The organism is Micromonospora sp. NPDC048898, assembly GCF_043198035.1.
Lineage (GTDB): Bacteria > Actinomycetota > Actinomycetes > Mycobacteriales > Micromonosporaceae > Micromonospora.
Window position 1 is genome coordinate 18226 of record NZ_JBICUF010000013.1, and the last position, 25682, is coordinate 43907.

At 72.6% G+C, this 25682-nt stretch carries 18 protein-coding genes; 7 read left to right on the forward strand and 11 right to left on the reverse strand.

What is annotated here, in order from left to right; translation table 11 throughout:
* Positions 1-206 precede the first annotated feature (206 nt).
* From ACGFIQ_RS26915 to ACGFIQ_RS26935, 5 genes are read left to right on the forward strand one after another with little or no spacing between them, the layout of a single operon-like run.
* Positions 207-3497: an amino acid adenylation domain-containing protein gene (locus tag ACGFIQ_RS26915; protein WP_393248178.1), complete on the forward strand. Its 3291-nt coding sequence runs from the start codon at positions 207-209 to the stop codon at positions 3495-3497.
* Positions 3478-4995, forward strand: coding sequence for a histidine ammonia-lyase (gene hutH, locus ACGFIQ_RS26920; protein ID WP_393248180.1), 1518 nt, complete (start codon positions 3478-3480; stop codon positions 4993-4995). Before ACGFIQ_RS26915 ends, hutH begins: the two co-directional genes overlap by 20 nt.
* Complete coding sequence (locus ACGFIQ_RS26925; RefSeq protein WP_393248182.1) at positions 4995-8387, forward strand: amino acid adenylation domain-containing protein; 3393 nt, start codon at positions 4995-4997, stop codon at positions 8385-8387. The genes hutH and ACGFIQ_RS26925 overlap by 1 nt, the downstream gene beginning before the upstream one ends.
* Entirely contained in the window at positions 8384-11413 is a 3030-nt protein-coding gene (locus ACGFIQ_RS26930; RefSeq protein ID WP_393248184.1) for a type I polyketide synthase, read from the forward strand. Before ACGFIQ_RS26925 ends, ACGFIQ_RS26930 begins: the two co-directional genes overlap by 4 nt.
* Positions 11410-13572, forward strand: coding sequence for an acyl-CoA dehydrogenase family protein (locus ACGFIQ_RS26935; RefSeq protein WP_393248186.1), 2163 nt, complete (start codon positions 11410-11412; stop codon positions 13570-13572). The genes ACGFIQ_RS26930 and ACGFIQ_RS26935 overlap by 4 nt, the downstream gene beginning before the upstream one ends.
* Here the strand turns inward: ACGFIQ_RS26935 and ACGFIQ_RS26940 are convergent.
* Genes ACGFIQ_RS26940 through ACGFIQ_RS26980 form a run of 9 tightly spaced genes read right to left on the reverse strand, consistent with a single transcriptional unit; the run spans position 13561 to position 21425 of the window.
* Positions 13561-14517, reverse strand: a complete 957-nt coding sequence (locus tag ACGFIQ_RS26940; RefSeq protein WP_393248188.1) for a transketolase family protein — start codon at positions 14515-14517, stop codon at positions 13561-13563. The two genes, ACGFIQ_RS26935 and ACGFIQ_RS26940, sit on opposite strands and share 12 nt — an antisense overlap.
* The gene (locus tag ACGFIQ_RS26945) at positions 14514-15341 is read right to left on the reverse strand and encodes a transketolase (RefSeq protein WP_393248190.1); all 828 of its coding nucleotides are present in this window, start codon (positions 15339-15341) and stop codon (positions 14514-14516) included. Before ACGFIQ_RS26945 ends, ACGFIQ_RS26940 begins: the two co-directional genes overlap by 4 nt.
* Positions 15338-16393, reverse strand: coding sequence for a M20/M25/M40 family metallo-hydrolase (locus tag ACGFIQ_RS26950; RefSeq protein ID WP_393248192.1), 1056 nt, complete (start codon positions 16391-16393; stop codon positions 15338-15340). Before ACGFIQ_RS26950 ends, ACGFIQ_RS26945 begins: the two co-directional genes overlap by 4 nt.
* Positions 16390-17223: an acetylglutamate kinase gene (argB, locus tag ACGFIQ_RS26955; RefSeq protein WP_393248194.1), complete on the reverse strand. Its 834-nt coding sequence runs from the start codon at positions 17221-17223 to the stop codon at positions 16390-16392. The genes ACGFIQ_RS26950 and argB overlap by 4 nt, the downstream gene beginning before the upstream one ends.
* Positions 17224-17232: 9 nt before the next feature.
* Positions 17233-18258: an N-acetyl-gamma-glutamyl-phosphate reductase gene (gene argC / locus ACGFIQ_RS26960; RefSeq protein ID WP_393248195.1), complete on the reverse strand. Its 1026-nt coding sequence runs from the start codon at positions 18256-18258 to the stop codon at positions 17233-17235.
* A complete protein-coding gene (locus ACGFIQ_RS26965) occupies positions 18255-19130 on the reverse strand; it encodes a RimK family alpha-L-glutamate ligase (protein WP_393248197.1) in 876 nt (291 codons plus the stop codon). Before ACGFIQ_RS26965 ends, argC begins: the two co-directional genes overlap by 4 nt.
* Positions 19127-19879: a hypothetical protein gene (locus tag ACGFIQ_RS26970; RefSeq protein WP_393248199.1), complete on the reverse strand. Its 753-nt coding sequence runs from the start codon at positions 19877-19879 to the stop codon at positions 19127-19129. The genes ACGFIQ_RS26965 and ACGFIQ_RS26970 overlap by 4 nt, the downstream gene beginning before the upstream one ends.
* Entirely contained in the window at positions 19876-21219 is a 1344-nt protein-coding gene (locus ACGFIQ_RS26975) for a DegT/DnrJ/EryC1/StrS family aminotransferase (RefSeq protein ID WP_393248201.1), read from the reverse strand. Before ACGFIQ_RS26975 ends, ACGFIQ_RS26970 begins: the two co-directional genes overlap by 4 nt.
* A gap of 26 nt (positions 21220-21245) precedes the next feature.
* Positions 21246-21425 carry a lysine biosynthesis protein LysW gene (locus ACGFIQ_RS26980; RefSeq protein WP_393248203.1) on the reverse strand — a complete coding sequence of 60 codons (180 nt, stop codon included), beginning with the start codon at positions 21423-21425 and terminating at the stop codon, positions 21246-21248.
* 213 nt (positions 21426-21638) lie between these two features.
* Between ACGFIQ_RS26980 and ACGFIQ_RS26985 the strand changes: the two genes are divergently transcribed.
* Both ACGFIQ_RS26985 and ACGFIQ_RS26990 read left to right on the forward strand, forming a co-directional pair.
* Positions 21639-22850 carry a S8 family serine peptidase gene (locus ACGFIQ_RS26985; RefSeq protein WP_393248205.1) on the forward strand — a complete coding sequence of 404 codons (1212 nt, stop codon included), beginning with the start codon at positions 21639-21641 and terminating at the stop codon, positions 22848-22850.
* An 88-nt stretch (positions 22851-22938) separates the two neighbouring features.
* Positions 22939-24003 (forward strand): glycosyltransferase family 2 protein, encoded by a 1065-nt coding sequence (locus ACGFIQ_RS26990; RefSeq protein ID WP_393248207.1) that lies wholly within the window; start codon positions 22939-22941, stop codon positions 24001-24003.
* 4 nt (positions 24004-24007) lie between these two features.
* On the opposite strand, the gene ACGFIQ_RS26995 is transcribed toward ACGFIQ_RS26990, so the two are convergent.
* Both ACGFIQ_RS26995 and ACGFIQ_RS27000 read right to left on the reverse strand, forming a co-directional pair.
* Positions 24008-24808 carry an ABC transporter permease gene (locus tag ACGFIQ_RS26995; protein WP_393248209.1) on the reverse strand — a complete coding sequence of 267 codons (801 nt, stop codon included), beginning with the start codon at positions 24806-24808 and terminating at the stop codon, positions 24008-24010.
* A gap of 16 nt (positions 24809-24824) precedes the next feature.
* On the reverse strand, positions 24825-25592 hold the full coding sequence (locus ACGFIQ_RS27000) for an ABC transporter permease (RefSeq protein WP_393248211.1): 768 nt from the start codon (positions 25590-25592) through the stop codon (positions 24825-24827).
* Between the last annotated feature and the right edge of the window lie 90 nt (positions 25593-25682).

Here is a 25682-nt window from a genome sequence, read left to right on the forward strand (position 1 = left end):
CTTCGAGAGTCGCGGGAAATGACGATGATACGAGTCTCAACCGGTCCCGCGAACCCGTCAAGATCTTATGGGGATCCTGAACCCGACGTCGTCCCGCCGGCGGGACATAGCCTTCGGGACAGCACGGGAACGCCGCCAAACAATGTCTTTCCGGCCGCCGGAAATCGTTAGACTGGCGCCGACCAACGACCGGGAGGTGACTTTCGGTGCAATCCTCCACCGCGCCACACGGCGCCATTCCCGCAGGATTGACACAAGAACGCTTCTGGTACATCGACCAACTGCTGCCGGGCACCGCCGTCCACAATCTCGCGTTCGCCGCCGACATCGACGGCGGGCTCGACGTAGCCGCCGTCGAGCACGCCGTTCACGCCATTGCCCGGCGACACGAGATCCTGCGTACCCGCTTCGCGGTGCGCGACGGCACGCTGTGCCTCGGCGCGGTCGAGCAGGCGGGTCCGAGGCTGGTCGTCTCCGACTGCCCCGCCGACGACCTCGACGCGGCCACCCGGAGGCTGGCCGCCGCGCCGTTCGGTTACGAGGCAGGGCCGATGGTGCGGGCGGCGCTGTGGAGGGCAGCCGGTCCTGACGCCCCGGCGCGGTATCGCCTGGTGCTGGTGGCGCATCACGCGATCTTCGACGGGTGGTCGTTCGGCGTGTTCCTGGCCGAGTTCGGCGCCCTGTATCGAGCCCATACCACCGGCGCGGATCCCGACCTGCCACCTCTGGGCGGCCAGTACCGCGACTACGCCGCTGCGCAGCGCGAACGGCTGGCGTCGGACGGCTTCGCCGGCGATCTCGCCTACTGGAGCGGGGCGCTGGCCGGGCTCGCCGACACCGAGCCGGTGACGCTGCCACCGGACCTCCCGCGGCCGGCCCGGCTCCGGTTCCGCGGCGGAACGCACCGCTTCCGGGTGGCTGCCGACGACCTCGCACGGCTTCACGCGGTCGCCGACCAGGAGTCCACCACCACGTTCGTGGTGTGCCTGGCCGCCCTGCAGACGGTGCTGAGCCGCCGTACCGGCCGCACCGATGTCGTCGTGGGCGCGCCCGTCGCCGGCCGGCCGGACGCCGCGGCCGAACGGTTGATCGGTCCGTTCCTCAACGTGGTCGTGCTTCGCGGCGACCTCTCCGGTGATCCCACGTTCCGGCAGTTGCTGGTGCGCGGCCGGGCCGTCACCGGCGACGCGTTCGCGCACGCCGACCTGCCGCTGCAGTACGTCGCCGAGCGGCTCGGCACCCGACGTGGGCCAGCGGCGGCGCCGTTCCGTGTCGCCCTCGCCCTGCAGAACACGCCCGCCGCGGAACTGGACCTCGGTGCCGGCCTGCGGCTGCGGCCCGTGCGCCTCGATCCGGAAACCGCGCAGAACGACCTGTCGTTGTTCCTCACGCCCACGGCGGACGGCATGGACGCGATGCTGATCTACGACCGCGACCTGTTTCGTCCGGAGACCGTCGCGGCGTTCGCCGCCGACCTGCTCGACGTGCTGCGGCGGGCCAGCCGGTCGCCAGACACCCCGGTCTCGCGGTGGCTTCGCCGGGCTCCCTCGGCGGCCGGGCCCACACTGCCGGCGGTCCTCGACGCCCTGACCGGTCATGCCGGGCCGGGACCCGATGCCACCCTGGTGGCACGGTTCCGCCGGTGGGCCACGGCGCAGCCCGAGCGGGACGCCCTGGTGCACCGCGACCGCCGGGTCAGCTACGGCGAGCTGGACACGGCGAGCGACCGGATCGCCAACGCCCTGGTGGCCCACGGCGTACCCGCCGGCACACCGGTGGCCCTGATGGCGGACAACCACCCGGCGGCCATCGCCGCGCTGCTCGGCATTCTCAAGGCCGGCGCGGCATTCGCCTGCCTGGACCCGCGCCAGCCCCCGGCACGGCACGCCGAGATCCTGGCCGACCTGGCGCCCGCCCTGCTGATCGTCGACGACCCGGAGCACCGCACCGGCCCAGTCCCGGTCCTGGCGCTCGACGAGTTGATCCGTGCCAGCCGGGCTGACCACCCCGGGCAACGACCGGTCGACCCGGAGACGTTGTCCTACATCGCGTACACCTCGGGCTCCACCGGGCGTCCCAAGGGGATCCCGCACCGCCACCGGGACCTGGCGCAGTTCGTGGCCTGGCAGAGCGAAGCGTTCGACATCGGACCGGGACTGCGGGTGGGTCAGCTCGCCTCCCTCACCTTCGACGTCGCCTACTGCGAGATATTCGGGGCGCTCTGCCACGGCGCCACGCTCTGCCTGCGGCCGCCCGGCGTCAGTGCCGACCCGACGCTCCTGGCCGCCTGGCTGGGCGGCGACAGGGTCCAGTTGCTCCAGGTCATCCCGCGGCTCTTCGACGAGATCCTCGCCGCGGCCGGCGCCGCCGGCCTGCCGGAGCTGCGCACCGTCATGTTCGTCGGCGAGGCGCTGCACGCGGAGCGGGTCGATCGGGTCCGCAGCCGCCTCGGCGATGATGTCCGGCTCGTCAACATGTACGGACCCACCGAGGTCGTGGCCGCCACCTTCCACGTGGTGCCGGCGACGGCGGCCGGGCCGCCGGGTGCCGTGGTGCCGATCGGCCGCCCGATCCCCGGGCGGCATCTGGTGGTGCTCGACGAGGCCGGCACGCCCTGCCGGCCGGGCGCGATCGGCGAGATCTGCGTCTTCAGCCCGTACCTGGCCGACGGTTACCACCGCGACGCACGGGAGAGCGCCCGCCGGTTCGTGCCGAGCCCGCTGCCGGATCGCCCGGGCGTCATGTACCGGACCGGTGACCTGGGCCGCCTGCACGGCGACACGCCGCTTCTGGAGTTCGCCGGGCGGCTGGACAACCAGGTCAAGATCAACGGCATCCGCCTCGAACTGGAGGAGGTCGAGGCCTCGGTCGTCGGCCACCCGCAGGTACGCGAATGCGCCGCCGCGGTGCTGACGGCCGGCGGCGGGCAGCGGCTCGTCGCGTACGTGACGACTGTCGACGGGGCGCCGGTGCCGAATCTCCGCGACCACCTGCGACGCAGAGTCCCGGCACACCTCGTGCCGGCCGAGGTGATCGTGCTGCCGGCGCTGCCCCGTACCGTCAGCGGAAAGATCGACCGGGGCGCCTTGCCGGCACCGCCCACCGGGCCGACGCGGGCCAACCACGTCGCCCCGCGCACGTTCCTGGAACGAAACCTGGCGGCGCTGGTCGCCGAGGTGCTCGACATCGAACAGGTCGGCGCGCACGACGACTTCTTCGACATCGGCGGCAACTCGCTGCAGGCGGCCCGCCTGGTCAACCGGGTACGCGACGAGCTCGGCCTCGACCTCAGGCTGCAGGCGCTGCTGGACGCACCCACCGTGGCGGGAGCCGCGGCCGCCGTGCAGGCCGCCGCCGGTGACATCGACTACGACGCGCAACTCGCCGCCATCGAGCGGGAGCTCGACCACATGACTGCCGACGAGCTTTCCACACTCGTTCGCCAGCACCAGCCCTCGACCGAGAACCAGGGGAGCCATGACGACCGAGACAGTTGAGATCACGTTCGCCGACTACACCCTGGAGGACCTGCACGAGATCGCCACGACCCGGCCGCGGCTCGTGCTCGCCGGGGACGTGGTCGAGAAGATCGCCGAAGGCGCCCGATACATCGAGAAGATCCAGTTGCAGAACCGGCACATCTACGGCGTCAACACTGGATTCGGCTCCCTCTGCGAGACCCGCATCGACCCGTCGGCCATGTCGGCGTTGCAGCACAAGCATCTGGTGTCGCACGCGTGCGGCATCGGCGAGGTGGTGCCCGAGCTGATCTCCCGCCTGGCCATGCTGGTCAAGCTGCTGACCTTCCGGGCCGGTTACTGCGGCATCTCGCTCGACGTGGTGGGGCGGCTGCTCGACCTCTGGAACACCGGCGTCATCCCCGCAATCCCGAAGAAGGGCTCGGTGGGCGCCAGCGGCGACCTGGCACCCCTGGCCCATCTGGCGCTGCCCGTCATCGGTCTAGGCCGGGTGTACCACGACGGCGAGCTCGTCGACGCGGCGCCGGTGCTCGCCGAGCTCGGCTGGAAGCCGATCACCCTGCGTCCCAAGGAGGGCCTGGCGCTGACCAACGGCGTGCAGTACATCAACGCCATCGCCACCGACTGCATCGTGCGCGCCGGCCGGCTCGTGCGCACCGCCGACGTCGTGGCGGCCCTGAGCCTCCAGGCGTTCAGCTGCTCCGAGACGTTCTACGAGCAGATCCTGCACGACACCTCGCGACACCCCGAGCGCGGCGTGGTGGCCGCGAACCTGCGCACCATGGTCGAGGGCAGCAACCACTTCACCCTGCCGGGCTGCAACGTCGCCAAGGAGGACCCGTACTCGTTCCGTTGCGTGCCGCAGGTGCACGGCGCGGTGCGTCAGACGTACGGCTTCGCCCGCACCATCGTCGAACGGGAATGCAACAGCGTCTCGGACAATCCGCTGTTCTTCCCCGAGCACGACCGGGTGATCCTCGGCGGCAACCTGCACGGCGAGTCCACGGCGTTCGCGCTGGACTTCCTCGCCATCGCGATGAGCGAGCTGGCCAACATCTCCGAACGGCGCACCTACCAGCTGTTGTCCGGTCAGCACAACCTGCCGGACTACCTGGTTCCGGTGCCGGGACTGGACTCGGGCCTGATGATCCCGCAGTACACCTCGGCCGCCCTGGTCAACGAGAACAAGGTGCTCAGCACCCCGGCCAGCGTCGACACCATCCCCACCTGCCAACTGCAGGAGGACCACGTCAGCATGGGCGGCACCAGCGCGTACAAGCTCATGCAGATCCTCGACAACTGCGAGTACGTCCTCGGCATCGAGCTGACCACCGCGGCGCAGGCCGTGGACCTCAACAAGGAGCTGCGACTGGGCCCGGCCTCCCAGCGGGTCTACGACGAGTTCCGGTCGGTCGTCCCGTTCCTGGACGCCGACCGGCAGCAGTCGCTGGACATCGAGGCTGCCCGGACGCACGTCCGGGCGCAGAGCCCGGCCTGGGCCGTAGGACTCGCCTGATGCCGGCCGATCCGACGCCGGCGGTGACGTCCCGGCGTGCGCTCGCCGAGGAGCTGCTGCGGGCCCGGCTGCGCTTCGGCGCGGAGCGGACGGCCCCGGTCCGGCACCGGGGTCCGGCGCCGCTCACGTACCCGCAGGAGCGACTCTGGCTGGTGGAGCAGATGCACCCCGGGCGCGGCGCGTACCACGAGGTGTTCGCCGCGCGGTTGGACGGGCCGCTGGACGCCGACCGGCTGGAGCGCGCACTCGCCGCGGTGGTTCGCCGGCACGAGGCGCTGCGGACCTCGATCCGCTGCCCCGACGGGCGGCCGGTACAGGTGGTGACGGACGACGTCACCGTCCCGCTGGAGACGGAGTCGTTCCCGCAGCCCGGCATGCCCGCGCGGGAGGAGGCCGCGCTCGCCGCGGTGCGGGCCCGCGTCGAGCGCCCCTTCGACCTCACGGTCGCGCCGCTGATGCGCGCATACCTGGCCCGCCTGGACGCCGAGCGGCACATCCTGGCGCTGGTGATGCACCATGTCGTCACCGACGGCTGGTCGTTGCGGATCCTGCTGGACGAGATGCTCACGCACTACGTCGCCGAGGCTACCGGTGCGGCCGCGGCCCTGCCGGCGCTGCCGTTGCGGTACACCGACTACGCACACGAACAGCGAGACCGGCCGCCGGAGGAACGGTTCGCCGAAGGGCTCCGGTACTGGGCCGAGCACCTGCGTGGCGCGCCCAGCTCGCTACAACTGCCGACCGATCGCGACCATCCGGCCGTGCCGACGTACGTCGGCGGTGAGCATGTGTTCACTGTGCCGTCTCCGCTGACGGCGGCCCTGCGGCAGCTGGCCCGCCGGGAACAGGCCACCCTGTTCATGGTGCTGCTCGGCGCGTACGCCGTGCTGTTGTCCCGCCTCGGCGGTCAGGAGGAGGTCGTCGTCGGCACGCCGGTGGCCAACCGGGGGTCCGTGGCCACCGAACGCCTCGTCGGCCTGCTCATGAACACGATCGCGATCCGCACGTCGCTGGCCGGTGAACCCACGTTCCGGCAACTGCTGGGGCGGGTACGCACGGTGGTGGCCGCCGGGCTGCGGCACGGCGACGTGCCGTTCGAGAAGGTGGTCGAGGCCGTCGGCGCCGACCGCGAGGTCCTGCGCAATCCCCTGTTCCAAGCGATGTTCGTGCTGCACAACGCCCCGTTCGCCGCCCCGGACCTGCCGGGCGTCACGGTCACCGCGCTGTCCGGATTGACCGGCACCGCCAAGTTCGACCTGACGCTCGGCGTCGTCGAGGCGGGCGACGCGCTGGAGTGTCATCTCGAGTACAACTCGGACGTCCTCGATCCGGCGACCGCCGTCCGGCTGGCCGGGCACTACCGGTCGCTGCTGGCCGGTGCCGTGGCGGACCCCGACCGCACGATCTGGGACCTCGACCTGCTCGACGCCGGGCAACGGGCGACGATCGAGGCGGACTGGTATCCGCCCACGGCCGCCCCGATGCCGGTCGCCTGCCTGCACGACGCCTTCGCCGCTCAGGCCGCGCGCACACCCGACGCACCCGCGGTCGTCGACGGGGCCCGCCGGGTCACCTACGGTGAGCTCAAGTCGCGGGTGGACGCCCTGGCCACGCGGTTACGGCGGCACGGCGTCCGCCGCGGCACGCTGGTCGCCCTGCAACTCGAGCGCGGCCTGGAGCAGGTGACCGGCATTCTCGGCGTGCTGACCGCCGGCGGCGCCTACGTTCCGATCGATCCCGACGAACCGCCGGAGCGGCTGCGCTACATCCTTGCCGAGACGAGCCCTGTGGTCCTGCTCGTCCGGCAGGCGCCGGACGCGGCGGCGTACCCGGACGGTCCCCTGATCCTGGCCGTCGACGGCGACATCACCGAGCCGGCCGGCCCCACCGAGCCGGCCGACGACGGTGCCGCCACCGAGCCGGCCGAACCCGGGGACCTGGCCTACGTGATCTACACCTCGGGTTCGACGGGCCGGCCCAAGGGCGTGCCGGTCGCGCATCGCAACGTGGCCTGGCTGTTCCGCGCCGCCCGTGAGCGGGTCCGGTTCGACCCGGGTGACGTGTGGACGATGTTCCACGCCTACACCTTCGACGTGTCCGTCTGGGAACTGTTCGGCGCGCTGCTGCACGGCGGGACGCTGGTGATCGTGCCGCGGGAGGTGAGCCGCTCCCCCGCGGCGTTGCGTCGCCTCCTGGCCGAGCAGCGGGTGACCGTCCTCTGCCAGACACCGACCGCCTTCTACGGTCTCGCCGACGCCGACGCCGACGCGGGCGGTACCGCGCTGGACGCCCTGCGCATGGTCTTCGTCGGCGGCGAACGGCTGGAGTTCGGACGGTTGGCCGGTTGGTTCTCCCGGTACGGCGACGAAGTGCCGCAGGTCTTCAACATGTACGGCCCGACGGAGGCCACCGTGTGGACGACCTGGCGCGACATCGTCGGAGCCGACACGGGCATCGCCCGCAGCCGCATCGGCAGGCCCCTGGCCGGGGCGGGCGTCCTCGTGGTCGACCACCGGCTGCGGCCGGTGCCACCCGGCGTGCCGGGTGAGCTCGTGCTCGGCGGGCCCCCGCTGAGCCAGGGATACCTGAACCGGCCGGAGCTGACCGCCGAACGGTTCGTCGCCGACCCGCTCGGCGGCGACCGCCGCGGCTACCGCACCGGGGACGTGGTTCGCCGCCTGGCCGACGGCGACCTGGAATACCTCGGCCGGGCCGACCTCCAGGTGAAGATCCGCGGGCACCGGGTGGAACCCGGCGAGGTGGAGGCGGCGATGCGTGAACACTCCCAGGTCGCCGAGGCGGTCGTCGTCGCCGGGCCCGACCCGGCCGGCGGCGACAGGCTCATCGGATACGTGGTGGCCGCCGGCGACGCCGCACCTGCGGCCGGCGAGCTGCGCGACTTCCTGCGCCGACGTCTTCCCGCCTACATGGTGCCGTCGGCGTTCGTGGCGATCCCCGCCATCCCGCTGACCACCAGCGGCAAGACGGACCGCCGGGCATTGCCGCCGCCCGACGCGGAGACGGTGCGGACCGGCCCGTACGTCGCCCCGCGCACCCCGGTCGAGCGTCTCCTCGCGACGATCTTCGCGGAGCTGCTCGGCGTCGCCCGGATCGGCATCGACGACAACTTCTTCGATCTGGGTGGTCACTCGGTGCTCGCGCTGCGCCTGCACCAGCGGATGCGGGCGGAGGCGCTGCCCGTCGAGGTCATCAGCATCTTCCAGTACCCGACCGTGCGCACCCTGGCCGGCCTGCTCGATCGTGATCCGGCGGGAGCTGCCGCGCTGGGCCGCGCCCGCGACCGGGGAGCCGAGCGTCGGACCGCCCGGACGGGGCGCGCGGTCACGGGGCCACCGACCGGCGGCACGACGAGCGAAAGGCGCGAACCATGACATCATCCCCCGGCGCCGACGACGTACCGGTACCGGAGACTGCCATCGCGATAGTGGGTATGGCCGGTCGGTTCCCGGGCGCCTCCTCGGTCGCGCAGCTGTGGCGCAACCTGTGCGACGGCGTCGAGAGCGTCACCTTCTTCACTCCGGAACAGCTCGCCGCGGCGGCAGTGCCCGAGCAGGAGTACGCCGACCCGGCGTACGTGCCCGCCCGCGCCATCGTCGAGGGTGTCGAGCTGTTCGACGCGGAGTTCTTCGGCTACAGCGTGCGGGACGCGGAGATCCTCGACCCGCAGCAGCGGCTGTTCCTGGAATGTGCCTGGCACGCGCTCGAGGACGCCGGGTACGACCCCGAGCGGTACGACGGCCAGATCGGCGTCTTCGGCGGGTCGGCGATCAGCATGTACCTGCTGGGCCTGCTGGCGCACCCGGAGCTGGTCCGCACCGTCGGCGGGTACCGCCTGTTGCTCGCCAACGACAAGGACCATCTGACCACCCGGGTGGCGCACAAGCTCAACCTGCGCGGCCCGGCCGTGACCGTGCAGACCGCCTGCTCCACCTCGCTGGTCGCCGTGCACCTCGCCGTGGACTCGCTGCTCTCCCGTCAGTGCGACCTGGCTCTGGCCGGCGGGGTCGCGCTCAGCCTGCCGCAGTTGGCCGGGTACCGGTTCGAGGAGCAGGGCATCATGTCCCCGGACGGGCACTGCCGGCCGCTGGACGCCGCGGCCGCCGGCACCGTTCCCGGCAACGGTGCCGGCATCGTGGTTCTCAAGCGCCTGGCCGACGCGCTCGCCGACGGGGACACCGTGCACGCGCTGCTCCTCGGCTCGGCGGTGAACAACGACGGCAGCCGGAAGGCCGGGTACACCGCGCCGAGCGCACAGGGCCAGGCCGAGGTGGTCGCCGAAGCCGTGGACGCGGCCGGCGTCAGCCCGCACAGCATCGGGTACGTCGAGGCGCACGGCACCGGCACGGCGCTCGGTGACCCGATCGAGGTGGCGGCCCTGGCCGAGGCCCTCGGCCGGGATGGGACGTCCGCGAGCTGCATGATCGGCTCGGTGAAGTCGAACATCGGCCACCTGGACGTGGCGGCCGGGGTCGTCGGCGTCATCAAGACGGCCCTGGCGCTGCGGCACGGCGTGCTGCCGCCGACGCTGCACTTCCGGGCGCCGAACCCGCGCAGCCGGCTCAGCGAGGCCGGCTTCGTGGTGAACGCCGCCGTTCGCGACTGGCCGGCCGGCGACGGCCCGCGCCGGGCCGGGGTCAGCTCGTTCGGCATGGGCGGCACGAACGCCCACGTGATCCTGCAGGAGCCACCGGCGCCGCCGCCGCCCGTCCCCGGCCGCACCCGGCACGTGCTGACCCTGTCGGCGACGAGCCCGGCGGCACTGACCGAGCTGAGCGACGCGCTCGCCCGCCACCTGAGCAAGGAGCCGGAAACGCCGCTCGCCGACGTCGCCTACACCACCCAGGTGGGCCGCCGGGTGCACCGCTACCGGCGGGCGGTGAGCGGTGCGGACGCGACCGAGCTGTGCGCCGCGCTCAAGGCCCGGCCGGCCACGGGCGACGGCACCGTCGGCGGTCGGGAGGTCACCTTCCTCTTCCCCGGGCAGGGTTCCCAGCGCCGGGGAATGGCCGCGGTGCTGTACCGCGACGAGCCGGTCTTCCGGGCCGCAGTCGACCGCTGCCTGCGACTCGTCCCGGCCACGCTCGGCTGCGGCCTGCGCGCCGCGCTGCTGGACGACCCGGGCGCGCCGGACCTGCGCGACACCGCGCTCGCCCAGCCCGCGCTCTTCGTCGTCGAGTTCGCGCTGACCGAGCTCTGGGCGGCCTGGGGCGTACGGCCTGCGGCGATGATCGGCCACAGCGTCGGTGAGTACGTCGCCGCCTGCGTGGCCGGGGTCTTCTCGCTGGAGGACGCGCTGACGGTGGTCACCGCTCGCGGCCGGCTGGTGAGCGGCATGCCGGACGCCGCGATGCTGAGCACCGGCTGCTCCGAGGACGAACTGGCCGAGCTGATCGACGGCATCGGCCGGCCCGGCGTCGCCGCCGAGCTCTCGGTGGCGGCGATCAACGGACCCCGCCTCACCGTGCTTTCCGGAACGACCAGCGCGATCACAGCCGTGGCGGAGCAGGCGGCCGCCCGGGGTGTTCCGGCCCGACGCCTGTTCGTCTCGCACGCCTTCCACTCCTGGCTGCTCGATCCGGTGCTGGCCACGTTCGAGGCGGTGGTGGCGGGCGTGCGGCGAAACGCGCCGCGGATCCCCTACCTGTCCAACGTGACCGGCCGCTGGATCACGGCCGACGAGGCGACCAGCCCTCAGTACTGGGCCGCCCACCTGCGCGGCACGGTGCGCTTCGCCGACGGGGTGCGGAATCTGCTGGCCGATGGTCCGCGGGTGCTGCTGGAGGTGGGGCCCGGATCCGGGCTGGCTGGTCCGGCCGTCCCGCCCGGGGCGGACCGACCGGTGCTGATCAGCACCCTGCCGGCCACCGGTCCCGGCGGGCTCTCCGGTGCGGCCGTACCCGACGCGGCCGGCGGACTCTGGGCCGCCGGTGTCGACATCGACTGGTCCGCCTACCACGACGGCCCCGGACGTCGGCGGGTGCCGCTGCCCGGCTATCCGTTCCAGCGCCGCCGGCTGTGGATCGACGGGGGCCCCGGCCTCGGCGGCCACCGCGCCGCCGACAGCGAGGCCCCCGCCCAGGCGCCGGCCGACCCGGACGGCGATCCCGCCGTCACCGAGGTTGAACGCGTGCTGCTCGGCCTCTGGACCGAGATGCTCGGTGCGCAGCCGATCGGGCTGCACGACGAGTTTCTCGCGCTGGGCGGCCACTCGTTGCTCGCGACGCAGCTCACCACGCGGATCCGGGAAGCCTTCGACGTTCCGCTGACCGTCGAGCAGTTCTTCGAGCTGCGCACCGTCGCACGGATCGGCGACCACATCGAAGAACTGCTGTTCGCGAGGCTGGCGGCGCTGGACGACGACGAGGTGGAACGTCTGGTGTCCGGGGAGGCGCCGTGATCGCCCTGCGCGACGAGCAGCGGCTGTTCGAGCACGAGCTGCGCGAGTTCTTCGCCACCGCGGAAATGGCCGCGGCTGTCGCGGCGGCCGAGGGCGCCGGCCCGGGCGCCGGGGAGCCGCTGCACCTGGTGCACCGCCTGCTCGGCCGGCGGGGCTGGCTCGCCGCGGGCTGGCCGACGCGGTACGGCGGCGCCGGCCGGGGGCCCGTCGAGACGGCGTTGGTACACCGCGAACTGGTCCGTCACGGTGTGCCCGACCTGCTGTTCGTGGTGTCCATCTGCTACGTGGGCAACCTGCTGCTGGCGGCCGCCAGCGAGGCCGTCCGCGCGGCTTTCCTGCCGCGCCTGGCTCGCGGCGAGCTCACCGCGTGCACCCTGTACAGCGAGCCGTCGACCGGGTCCGACCTCGCGTCGCTGAGCTGCCGCGCCGAGGCGGTGCCGGGCGGCTTCCGGCTCTCCGGAACCAAGGTGTACAGCCAGGCGACCGAGCACGCCGGGTATGGCGTGGTCGCGGCGCGCACCGCAGATCCTGGGGACACGCCGCACGACGGGATCACGCTGTTCTGGATGCCGCTGGACGCGTCCGGCGTGACCGTGCACACCACGCCGTGCCTCTCGGCGAACCCGTTCAGCCGGGTGACGCTGGACGGCGTCGAGGTGCCCGCCGAGAACGTGATCGGCGCGGTCGACGAGGGCTGGCCGCTGCTCAATGAGGCGCTGTCGATGGAGCGTACCGGCCTGGAGGCCCACCTCAAGGTGCGCCGCTGGCTCGACGACATCGCGGCGCACGCCCGGGCCGGCGGCGCGGGCTCCGACCCTGGCGTGGCGCAGGCGCTCGCCGCGCTCGAGAGCGAGGTCTCGGCCGGCGGGGAGCTTGCCTGGGAGATGATCGGCAAACAGGCGCAGGGGCGCCTCGACGGCGTGGGCGCGGCCATGTCGAAGTGGTACAACACCGAGGTCGGCCGGCCATTGGCTCGACTCGCCCTCGATGTGGGCCTGCCGGGCGCCGGTTCGTTGCTGGGCGAGGCGCCCGGCCTCACCCTCTCCGCGGGCACCTCCGAGATCATGCTGTACGCGATCGCGGGCGGCCACCTGCGGGTACAGACTCCCGACGCAGCCGCCGAACCGCTCGACGACCCCGACGCCCGGCTGCGCCGGAGGCTCCGGCGCTTCGTGGAGTACACCTTCCCCGGCGCGCTGCGAGCCGCCGGTGACGATCCCATCCGTACCGGACCGGTCGACGGCGGCCCCGGACCGGACGAGGTCTGGCGGGCACTTGTCGACAGCGGCACGGCCGGCCTGACCCTGCCCCGGTCCGCCGGTGGCTCCGCCGCCGGCCTGGCCGACTCCGTGGTGCTGATGCAGGAGCTGGGCCGGCTGCTGATCGCCGGACCGCTGGCGCCCACGCTCGCCGTCGCGGAGCAGGACGGGCCGGCGGCGGGCGACCTGACCCGGACGGTGGCGGTCGCGCCGCCGGCCGGCGGCCACCGGCCGACGCTGGCCGACGGTCGGCTGACCGGCGACGCCGGGCCCGTTGCCGGCGCTGAGCAGGCCGATCGGCTGCTGGTGCTCGCCTCGACGCCAGCCGGGTCGGCGCTGGTGGTGGTCGACGGGGACGCGGACGGCGTACAGATCGTCTCGCGCGGGGAACTCGGGATTGCCGAAGTCGGCTTCGCCGACGCGGCGGTGCCCCGGCAGCACGTGGTGTGCGCGGCCGGTTCGCCCGCGTACTGGTGCCTGCTGGACCGCCTGTACCTGCGGCAGAGCGGGTACCTGCTGGGCCTGGCGGGGCACGCGTTCGAGCTGACCCTGCGGTATGCCAAGGCTCGCCGCCAGTTCGGCCGCCCGGTGGCGACGTTCCAGCATGTGTCGTTCCGACTCGCGGCACTGGCGACCCGCCTGCACGCCGCGGGCCGCCTGGTGCGCGCCCTGGCGGTCAGGCACGACGCGGGCGGGGGCATCGGGAGCGCGGCGGCCCTCGCCCTGGTGTCGGAGCTCGCCCGGGACGTGACCGCGGAGGGGGTCCAGCTGCACGGCGCGTACGGCTACACGCTCGCCGCACCGGTGGCCCGGTACTACCGCCGGGCGGCGGTGGAGACAATCCGCTACGGCACCCCGGTCGCGTTGCGTGCGCAGGCTGCGGCTCGGCTACCGGGCTGACGTCACCAGGATGGGTCGGACCGCGGCGACCACCGCCTCCGCCGTGATGCCGGCCTGCTCCAGCAGGTGTGCGTGGTCGCCGCACAGGGTGAAGAACCGGTCCGGTGCGCCGATCCGGTGCACCGGCCGCGGGTCGGTCGCGCTCAGCCACTCGGCCACCGCCGAGCCCAGCCCACCGCTGACCCAGTGCTCCTCGACGCTCACCACCGCCCTGGCAGTCCGCGCGGCCCGGCTCAGGGTCGCGGTGTCCAGCGGTTTGACCGTGTGCATGTCGAGCACCGTCACTCCGGTGCCGGCCGCCGCCAGCGTGTCGGCCGCCGCGAGGGCCGCAGACACCGGCCACGGGCCGCACGCGACGATGAGCACCTCGCCGCCGAGCGGGCGCAGCGTCCGGCAGTTCCCCCACCGCACCGGCTCCTGCCCGCCGGGCAGTGGCGGGGTGGCGTCGCGCCCGAGCCGCAGATAGCTCGGGCCGTCGAGGGCCGGTGCCTGACGTAGCAGGGTGAGCGCGGTGTCCGCGTCGGCCGGCACCGCCACGTGCATGCCGGGCAGCATGCGCATGATCGCCATGTCCTCCAGCGCGTGGTGCGTGGGACCCAGCGACGCCGCGGACAGGCCGGCGTGGGAGGCCACGATGTGCACCGGCAGGCCGGCGTACGCGAGGTCCACCTTCACCGCCTCCAGCGCCCGGGTGGCCGCGAACGTGGCCATCGTGTGCACGAACGGGATCAGCCCGGTGCGGGCCAACCCTGCGGCCACTCCCATCATGTTCTGCTCGGCTATGCCGAGGTTGAGGTAGCGCGCGGCGGCCGGGCCGAAGTCGATCCGGGCGAAGGCCCCCGTGTCGCTGTCGAGACAGACCACCCGGTCGTCGGCGCGCATCAGGTCGGCCAGTTGGTGAGCGCACGCCTCCCGGGCCGTCCGGCTGTCCGCGACGGCGGTCACGACGGATCCCGCGGTTCCGCCAGGTCCAGTGTGGAGGTGGCGCGCCGCAGTTGCGCTCCACGCAGTCGCGCGAAGTGACTGTGCACCTTGTTCTCCACGTAGGGCAGGCCCTTTCCCTTGACTGTGGCGGCAAGCACCACGGTGGGACGGCCCGGCGTGGTGGAGCCCAGCGCCCCGCGCAGGCTCGTCGCATCGTGCCCGTCCGCCGTGACCACCCGCCAGCCGAAGCTCTCCCACTTGCCGGCCAGCGGTTCCAGACCCACGACCGATTCGGTAGCTCCGGTGATCTGCAGGCCGTTGCGGTCGACGACGGCGGTCAGCCGGTCCAGGCCGTATCCGCCGGCGGCCATGGCCGCTTCCCACACCGAACCCTCCTGCAGCTCCCCGTCGCCGAGGATCACGAAGCAGCGTCGGGCCGAGCCAGTCAGCCGCAGGCCGAGCGCGACGCCGACGCCCAGCGGCAGGCCGTGGCCGAGCGCGCCGGTGGGCGCCTCGATGCCGGGCAGACCGGGGGTGGGGTGCGCCATCAACCGGCTTCCGGGCAGCCCGTACGACTCCACCAGCGCCTCGGGCAGAAAGCCGCACTCGGCCAGCACCGCGTACAGCCCGATTGCCCCGTGGCCCTTGCTGAGCAACAACACGTCCCGGTCCGGCCGCGCGGGCCGGACCGGGTCGACCAGCATGACGTCGCGGTACAGGACGAGCAGGATCTCGACGAGCGACATCGAGCCGCCCAGATGGCCGCCGGTCGGCGACGCGCACATCGCCACGATTCGCCGCCGTACCCGCAGAGCGGCGGCGGCGAATTCCGTCGCGGCGGTCACGGCCGGTCTCCCACGGTGAGCCGCTCGCCGAGCCCGTCGAGCGCGTCGACGAGCACGGCGATGGCGCGCAGGTAGTCGTCGAGCGGCAGATGCTCGTCGGCACTGTGGTCCAGTCGGCTGTCGCCCGGCCCGTAGCAGGCCATCGGCACCGACCAGTAGCCGGCGAGGGTGTTCATGTCGGAGGTGGCCGTCTTGACCTTCAACGTCGGCCGTACGCCCTGCCCGTCGATGGCGCTGCTCAGTGCGCGTACCACTGGGTCGCGGCGACCGACCCGGCACGCCGGCACCGAACTCACCAGCGTGATCTCGCCCTCGGGCAACCGGTCGCGGAGCACGGCGAGCAGGTCGTCCGGGGCGAAGCCGAGTGGGCTGCGCACGCTGAACACCGCCTCGGCGGCGTCGAGATCGCCGCGGATCTCGTGCAGCGTGGTGCCCGGCAGGTCGAAGACGGCGTGGCTGAGCCGGGGGCCGACCGCGTCCTGGAAGGTTCGCCATGCCGCGGCGGCGAGTTCCGCGGCCCGAGGGGTGGGCCGGGTGGAATGGCCCGGCGCGCACCGCACCCGGTAGCGGAAGTCCGTCCGGCCCTTGTAGCCGAGCACCACGGAAGACCAGCCGCTGGGCTCGCCGATCAGCAGCGCGTCCGGTGCCGGATGGGTCCGCCCGAGATGGTGTGCCCCACGGGAGCTGGGCATCTCCTCCTCGACGGCGCCGACCACCACCAGGCGGCCCGGAAACCGGCTCGCCGCGGCCGCACAGACCATGGCTGCCAGCGCGCCCTTGGCGTCGACCGAGCCGCGTCCGTACAGCCGGCCGTCACGCACCGCCACCGGAAGAGTGGCGCCCTCGGTGTCGAGGTGGCCGACAAGCATCACGGTCGGGCCACCCGGCGGTCCGATCTCGCCCACCGCGTTGCCGACCGCGTCGACCCGCGCCGAGAAGCGACGCGCGGTCATCTCGGCGACCAGGAGCTGGGCGATGCCGCGTTCGCCACCCGAGGGCGAGGGCGTCTCCACCATCCGGCGCAGCAGCCCGACGGGGTCCAGTGCGCTCATCGGGCCGCCGCGACCGGTGCCGGCACGATCCGGCTGCCAGCATCGGCCAGGGCCGCGGTGACCGGCGCCGGGACGCGGGCGTCGGCTATCCGCACCGACGGGATCCCGGCCTCGACCGCCGAGCGGGCGGCCAGCAGCTTCACCGCCATCCCGCCGGTGACGCCCGGTGGCAGCGGGCCCGCGCCGACCGGTACGACGCGGCGCAGCGTCCTCTCGTCGGTCGCGTCGGCGAGCACCCCGGGCGCGCCGGTGAGCAGCACGAGGGCGCTGGCCCGCAGGGCCACTGCGATGGCGGCGGCGGCCCGGTCGGCGTTCACGTTCAGCGGCCGGCCGTCCTCGCCCAGGGCCGGCGGCGACACCACCGGCACATGGCCGGCGTGCAGCAGATGAGTGAGCAGTTCGGGCCGCGCGCCGACCAGCCGGCCGGAGTGGTCGTCGCGTACCACGACTGTGCGTCCGTCCAGGACTGCCCGATGCGCCGCCACCCGCCGGGCCCGCAGCAGTCCCGCGTCGAGGCCGGTCAGGCCAACCGCCGGCACGCCAGCGCACAGAAGGCCCACCAGCAGGCGTGGCTTCGCTGCCCCGGCCAGGGCGAGCAGGGTCACTTCCAGGGTGGCCGCGTCCGTGTACCGGCCGACCGACCCGTCCGGTGCCAGCAGTTGCCGCTGTGGCACCCCGAGCCGGGCCGCGAGCCGGGCGATGTCGGCGGATCCGCCGTGTACGAGCACCACCCGCCGGCCGGCCCCGGTCAGGGCACCGACGTCGGCGCAGATCGCGGCCACGTCCGCCGTGCCGTTACCAGCGCACTTGACCACCACGATGTCCGGCATGGCCCTCCCTCAGTTCGGATGCAGACCGGTGAACTCCAGCCCACGCCTCTCCGGCAGCCCGAAGCGGATGTTCATGCACTGCACCGCGTTGCCGGCGCCGCCCTTGACCAAGTTGTCCAGGGCCGCGACGAACATTCCGGTACGCCTCGGCTCGTCGACGGCGAAGCCGACGTCACAGAAGTTGGAACCGATCAGCAGCTTCGGCTCCGGCAGCCGGTGCAGCCCCCGCCGCTCGGCCACCACCCGGACGAACGGCTCGTCGGCGTAGCGGGTGCGGTACGCGGCTCGCACGGCTCGCAGGTCGGCACCGTCGGCCAGCGCGGCCCTGCACACCACCTGCACTCCGCGCACCGCCTCGACCCCGGTCACGGTCATCCGCACCGGGCAGTCGACCGCCTGTTCGATCTCCGCCTCGTGCCGGTGCCCGAAGGGCGCGACGATTCGCATCGCCCCGGAACGTTCGGCGTGCACGTTGGCCTCGCTCGGCAGCCGGCCCGAGCCGCTCGATCCGGTGCGGGCGTCGACCCAGACCTCGCCGGTGACCAGGCCGGCCCGCAGCACCGGCCGGAGCGCGAGTATCGCGGCCGTCGCCATGCAGCCCGGCACGCTGATCCGAGCCGCGTCGACCAGTTGCTTGCGGTGTGTCTCGGGCAGCCCGGTGACGAATTCGGCGAGCAGGTCCGGGCGTAGCTGCGGCTCCCCGTAGTAGTGGGCGTACTGCAGCGGATCGGCGAGGCGGAAGTCCCCCGACAGGTCGATCACCGTGGTGCCCGCACGGAGCAGGACCGGCAGTTCCCGCATGGCGCGGCGGTGACCCCACGCGGAGAACAGCACCTCGCAGCGCCCCGGATCAGCCGCCCCGGCGAAGATCAGATCGGTCACGCCGCGCAGGTTGGGATGCACTCCGTCCACCCGCCGGCCGGCCGATCCGGTCGACACGGCCGCGGTGACCTCGACGTCCGGGTGACCGAGCAGCAACCGCAGCAGCTCGCCGCCGATGTAGCCGGCCGCACCGACGACCATTGCCCGGATCATGCCCCCACCTGCCGCATCAGGTGGTCGGCGATGCACTCGGCGACGTTCACCCGGTCCGCGTGCGCGGCCTGGAAGCCGGCGAACTCCACGCGGTGGTTCACCTCGATGACCCGCAGCTCGCCCGCAGCGTCCTCGATCAGGTCGACGCCGGCGAGCTCGGCGCCGACCGCCTCCGCGGCCGCGACGGAGAGCTCGGCCACCTCGCTGGTGAGGGCGCAGCGCACGCTCGTGGCGCCGGTCGCCACGTTGGCCCGCCAGCCCTGCGCCTGCCGCCAGGTCACCCCGAGCGCCTGGTCGCCGACCACGACCACGCGCAGGTCCCGTTTCGCGTCGGCGATGAACTGCTGCACGTAGACCAGCCGGGCCAGCGGTGCGGGCAGGGCGGCCACGTAGTCCAGCACCGTGACGGCGGTGGCGCGGTCCGGCAGCAGGCTGACCAGCCGACCCCAGGACCCGACCAGCGGCTTGATCACCGCCGGGTAGCCGATCTCGTCCAGGGCCGCCAGCGCGGCTGCCGGCGTGAGGGCGAGCGCCGTGCGGGCCGTGGGCAGGCTCCGATCGTCCAGGGCGAGCGAGGTGAGCCACTTGTCGCCACAGGTCGCGGCGGTGGCCGCGGTGTTCACCACGAGGACGCCCCAGGCCTCCAGGCAGCGGGCCGCGTACACCGCCCGGGTCAGGCTGATCTCCCGGTTCAGCACGAGCGACCACGGGGCGGGCGCGCGGTCGAGGGGGAAGTGGAGCGCGGCGGTGTCGACGGGCACGGCTTCGACACCGCGACGGCGCAGGGCGGTCAGGATGTCCCGTTCCTCGGTCCGGATCCGGGCCGCGAGCAGGCCGACGCGGGGCCCGTCGGCGACGGTATCGCCGGTCACGGCCGACGCGCCGATGCGGTCGGCCCGGTCTGGCACTGTCGGCGCAGCCGCTGGTAGACCGGTGCGTGATGGTCGAGGTACGCCTGCAGGTGTGGGACGTCATCCAGCACCACGCCGTGACGCGGCGAGCGGTTCTCGAACCCGGTGGTGCGCGCGACATCCCGGTGCCACCGCTCGGATGCGCGCCATTCCGGCCGGTCCCCCGCGGGCCAGGACATCGCCGCAGGCAGGAATGCGATGCCAGCGTCCGCACAATAGCGTGCGGCCGTGCCGCTCGGATCGGCTACGAGGTCGGCGGCGTCGATCACCAGCGGCGTGCGGCCGGTCAGCTCCCGCACCCGCAGGAACAGCCGCTCCAGGTGCTCGAAGCCGATCTGGTCGCGGCGCACCCGCGGATTGACCGCGTAGTACGACGCGATGGTCTCGGCCGGGTCCCGGATGAGAAACGCGCTGTGCGCCCGCGACCGGAGGAACTCCGGATCGGCCAGCACTCGCGGGTACTCCTCGTCGGTGGTGTCCTTGACGAACACGCGTCGGTGCGGCGGCAGGGTGGTCAGGGTGTCGATCACCGCTCGTTCGGTGCGGACCGTGCGCCCGGCGACCTCCGCGACGCCGTCCGCGGCAAGGGTGGAGAACGGCTCGTGGACAGCGACGACGTCACCGCGCTGGAGCATCATTCTGAAGAAGGCCGTCGAGCGAGCCCGCGGCACGCTCCACAGCAGCAGTATCTTCCCGGTGGCCGCGATCATTCCGGCTCCCTCTCCTCGTTGGTCTCAGCACCCGAGCCGGTCGGTGTGCGCGAGCGGGTCGGTGTGCGCGAGCGGGTCGGTGTGTCCGTCCGTGACGAGCGGGCCATCGCCACAAGCACGTCGCGGTTGGCCCACAGCTTCTCGAACGCGTCGGCGAATCGCCGCAGCAGCGCGCCCGTGCCGGGATTGAGCTGGGCACGTTGGATGACGAACGAGTCGTCCACGACCGCCCGGCACACATCCACGTCCATAGTCCGATAAGCGACCCCGCCGTCGCGGAAGACCGGCTGCTCGGACAGCGGTACGGACTGGTACCGCGATACCGGCACGCCTTCACCGCGCAGCACTCGGGCCACCGCGGCCCGCAGCGCCGGTGCGTACTCGTGGGAAAGGCCGAACGCCTCGGCACGCACCCGGAACCGCAGGATGTGCCACCCGTGCTCGCGGTCCTCGGGGCAGACCGGCACGGAGAAGCCCGGCAGCGCCCCCACCTGGTCCAGGAACGGCCGGACGGCACGGTCACGCGCCCCGCTCACCTCGTCGAACCGGCTGAGCTGGCGGCGGGTGAACGCGGCCTGGATCGCGCCGAGTTTGGCGTTCCAGCCGATGCTTCGGGATAGGTAGGACCGCTCGCCTCGGGCCGGGATGTCCTCGCCGAACTGCCGCATCCGGCCGACCTGTGCCGCCAGCCGGTCGTCATCGGTGGTGACGAGACCGCCCTCGCCACACGTCGGCAGGTTCTTGGAGGCGTTGAGGCTGAAGGCTCCCAGTGCGCCGATCGAGCCGGTCACCCGGCCGCGGTAGGCGACGCCGTGCGACTGTGCGGCATCTTCCACGACGGCCAGGCCGTGCCGCCCGGCGAACGCACAGATCTCGTCCATCTCGGCGGGCAGACCGTGCAGGTGCACGGGCAGCACGGCGGCGGTCCTCGCCGACCGCGCCGCCGCCAGCGCGTCCGGTGCGAGGTTGAAGGTGACCGGATCGATGTCGGCGAAGACCGGCACGGCGCCGAGGTGCGCCACCGCGAGAGCGCTGCCGACGAAGCTGAGGGCCGGAACGATGACCTCGTCGCCCGCCGCCACACCGGCCGCGCAGAGGGCGAGGGACAGCGCCACGGTGCCGTTGGCCACGGCGAGGCAGTGCGCGGTGCCGACCCGGCCGGCCCACTCCCGTTCCAGAGCCGGTATCTCCTGCTCCCCGGCGGCGACGCAGGTGAACCGGCCGGAACGGAGCACCTCGGCCACCGCCGCGCGCTCGGCCTCGGTCACCACCGGCCACTCGGGCGCCGGCGTCCCGGCCGGCACCGCCGGCTCACCGCCGAGCATGGCGAGTCTGGACATGGCATCCACTTCCCGACCGGCCGCCGCTACTCGCCCCAGTCCTCCTCCACCTGCGGCGCCAGGGCGAGCACCACCGGTGCGGTGGCTATCACCTCCAGTTCGCCGCGGCACTCTCCACACTCGACGATCTCGGTGACCACGACCGTCGACCGAACCGAGACCTTGCCATCGCACCCTGGGCAAACCACGTCCAGCATCGTGCTCATCAGGCTCTCCTCTGATGGCGGATTCGGGGGGCTGCTGCCTTTTCTACCGACCGCGCGAGCGGGGCGACAAGGGCGATGAAGGGGTCGGAGCACGGCTGTCTCGCCGGCGAGACAGCCGCCGGCACGGCCGCCGTGCCGGCTGTTGCGCCTGCCCGAAACGCGCCTACACACTCATCGATGCATGCGATTCCACCGGCGGACGAAGGAGGCCACGTGCACAGATCTCTGCGGACCGCGGTGGTGCTCGGCTCGGTGACCGCGATGCTGGCGGCCACGGCGGTCCCGGTCGTCGCGGTTCCCACCGGAGTCGCGGATCCCACCGGCGTCGCGCCGAGCGGTGGGCGGCTGGGCTGCGCGACACCCACCGACCCCACCGACTTCCGCTGCTTCGGCCACCGGCGCGCCGCATCGGCAACGCTGCGTTCCGGCGGCAAGCCGGCCGGATTCGGCCCGGCCGATCTGCGCTCGGCATACCGGCTGCCGCGCTCGTCGACCGACGCGACGATCGCGATCGTCGCCGCCTACGACAACCCGAACGCCGAGTCCGACCTAGCGGTCTACCGCGCGACCTTCGGTCTGCCGCCCTGCACCTCGGCGAACGGCTGCTTCCGCAAGGTCAACCAGCGGGGGGCGCCGGCACCACTGCCGGCCGCCGACGCGGGCTGGGCCGGCGAGATCTCGCTCGACCTCGCCATGGTCTCCGCCGCGTGCCCCACCTGCCGCATCCTGCTCGTCGAGGCCGACGACGCGTCAATGAACCTGATCACGGCGGTCGGCACCGCGGTCGGGCTGGGCGCGCCTTACGTGTCGATGAGCTGGGGCACCGCCGAGGAGCCGCTCGAGGCGGTGATCGACAAGCAGGTGTTCGACCATCCCGGGGTCGTGTTCACCGCGGCCAGCGGCGACAGCGGCTACGTCGCCGGCCCCGTCTATCCGGCATCCTCGCCCAGGGTCACAGCCGTCGGCGGTACCACCCTGGTGCGCTCGCACACACCACGCGGCTGGACGGAGAGTGCCTGGCCGGGCAGTGGTAGCGGCTGCTCGGCGTACCTGGCCCGGCCGTCGTTCCAGCATGGACGCACACCGTGCGCAAGCCGGGCCACCGCCGACGTGGCGGCGATCGGCGACCCGGACGCGGGCGTGGCGGTCTATCAGACGTACGGCGACACCGGCTGGGGTACCGACGGCGGCACGAGCGCCGGCGCGCCCTTCATCGCGGGCGTCTACGCGCTTGCCGGGGCGGCCGGCCATGCCAGAACCGCGAACAGCTACCCGTACCGGGCGCGCGCCGGCCTCTTCGACGTGGTGAGCGGCAGCACCGGCGACTGCGCCGAGACCCGACTCTGCACGGCGGTTCGCGGATGGGACGGGCCGACCGGCCTCGGCACCCCGAACGGCATCGCGGCGTTCGCACCGCATCGCTGAGCGGCGGCAGCACCGGGGGTCGACCCGGCCACCCCGGGGCGGCCCGCACGTTCCCGTGATCAGGATTTTCCCGCGCAAGGAGGCGAGCATGTCCGTCGACACCCCGTTGGTGAGCGTCATCGTGCCCTGCTACAACGCCGGCAGGTGGGTGCGCCACGCCGTGAGCAGCGCCCTGCGCCAGACCCATCCGAGGGTCGAGGTCATCGTGGTCGACGACGGCTCGACCGACGACAGCATGGCCGTACTGGCGGAGTTCGGCGACCGGATCGACGTGACGTCCATTCCCAACGGCGGAGCCTGTCACGCCCGCAACGTGGCACTGGGCCGGGCACAGGGCGAGTTCATCCAGTTCCTGGACGCCGACAACGTTCTCATGCCAACGAAGATCGAGCGGTCGCTGGAGAGGTTCCGCGCCGAGCCCGGCCTCGACCTCGTCTTCACCGCCGTGCACTACCCCGACGAGTACGAGTTCACCGATGAGCCGGCGTTTCCCGAGGACGAGCTGAAACGCAGCGTCGAGGGCATGCACGACTGGGTCTACTCGCTTGTCCTGCCCGGCACCGGTGTGCCGTCCCTGGAGACGTCCCAGCCGCTGTACCGTCGGTCGACGCTGGATCAGTTCGGCACCTGGGACGAGAGTCTGCGCTGCATGGAGGACATCGAGCTGTCCGCCCGGCACGCGCTGGCCGGCGCGAAGTCCGCACCGCTCGAGATGGTCGGGGTGATCTACCGCAACCACCCGGGCGAGCGGGCCACCCAGCAGATGCGGTTCGACAACGAGCAGTACTTCACGTCGGTGCTGAAGATGCTCGATGTCGCCCGCACCCACGGCCGAATGGACGGGCCCATCGAGGAGTTCGCAGTCAACTTCCTGGTCTGGATCGCCGCTCGGGTGTGCATCGCGGAGCACCGCTACGGCAAGGCGCGCACGTATCTCGCTCTGGCCCGGGAGATCCGGCCCGAGCTGCCCGGCCCGCTGCCGTTCCGACTGTTGGCGAGGGCGATCGGTGCGTTCCCTGCGCTCGTCGGCGTCCAGGTCGCGCTCACGCTGAACCGCCGGGTGTTCCGGATCCCGCTGGAGAGCGCGGAGAACCTGGAAGCGACCACCCGGATGTCCGACCTGCTGCGGCCGCTGCGCGGCGGCCGCCGCTGATCCCTCAGTGTCCGCTGCTCTGGTACCGCCGAAGCTCCCGGACCCAGATCGTGTACGCACCCGCGAGCAGCAGACAGCCCACCAGCGGCGAGCCCGCCGCTAGCCATCCGGGCACGCGCAGCTCGCCGGTGCGGTTCATCAGCACCGTGCCCGGCAGATAGGCCACGAACGCGAGCGGCAACACGAAGGTCGACACGAACTGCGCCGTGCCCGAGAAGATGTGCATCGGGTACCCGCCGAAGGTGTTGAAGACGGTGTCAATTGTCGACCGCAGCGCCTGCGTCGAGAGGGTGCGAAAGGTCAGGGCGCCCAGGCCGAGTTGGATGCCGAATTCCACGCAGGCGCCGCCGAGCACGGCGAGCACGACATACGCCACGGCGGCCACCGACCAGTCGATCGGCGTTACCGCTGACGCGGCGGCCAGCAGCACCAGGCCGCCGAGCAGGTCGCCGGTCGGCATCAGCGACACCCGGTAGGTCAGGAAGTACAGCAACGGGTTGCCCGGCCGTACCAGGAAGCGATCGAAGTGTCCCTCGCGCACGATCTCGTCGATCGACAGCAGTTGGTTGAACGGCGCCACCCACATGCCGTGCGCGGTGAGCCGGAGCGCGTACAGGAACGTCACCTCGGCGACGCTCCACGTGCCCAGGTCACCGAACCGGTGGAGCACCACCGCGATGGACGCGAGCCCGACGCCCTGGTAGACGATGCCGGCCAAAATGGTGACGACGACGTTGACCCGGTACTGGGCCTGCGCCCGGACCGCGGCTCGGGTCAGCATCCACCACGCGCGTACGGGAGACATCGACACCTCCTGGGAGTCAACCACCCTGAATGACGACGCGGTGGACCGCCCGCGACCAGACCAGCCGACCGCCGAGCCACAGCAGAACGACCCAGAACGCCTGCAGGGCGAGGACGCCGGGCACGTCGGCGGCAGTGGCGTGGCCGAGATAGATGGCCAGTGGTGCGTACGTCACCGCCTGGAACGGCAGTGCCTCGGCGACCAGGCGCAGCGCGTCCGGCATGAACCACAGCGGGACGAGCGCGCCGGAGAAGAACATGAAGACGACGCGGTAGATGACGAAGATGCCGGTCGTCTCCATCGTCCAGAACGCGATCATGCCGACCAGGACGGAGAGCATGGCGCTGACGAGATAGGCCAGCACCATGCTCAGCGCGTAGCCGAACGCGGCCGCGAGGCCCGCCGGTGCCCGTCCCCCGCCGACCAGCACGGCCAGCGGCAGCGTCGCGGCCACGAACGGGGCGGTGGCGAGCGCCCGACCGACCTGACGCGCATGGATCTGCGTGGTGAAGCCGATCGGCCGGGTGAGGTCCCCGGCGATCTGCCCCTCCCGCACACGCGGCGGTATCAGCGAGAACTCCCACGGAGAGGTGACCCAGGTCTGCACGTTGGCGAAGGTGGCGTACGTGATCATGATGCCGAGGCTGACCCCGGCGACCTCGGGACGGCCCTGATAGACGGCGGTCCAGAGGATCCGCAACAGGTACACCTGGAAGATCACCGCAACCACGTTCACGAGGTAGTTGGCGCGGTACACCAGCGAGGTGCGGGCCTGAATCGCCATCATGCACCGGTACCGGCCCACGGCGCTCGGCAAGCGGACACCAGGCACAGCACTCCCAACTGAGCTGGTCGGTGGGAAACGGCCGAGAGG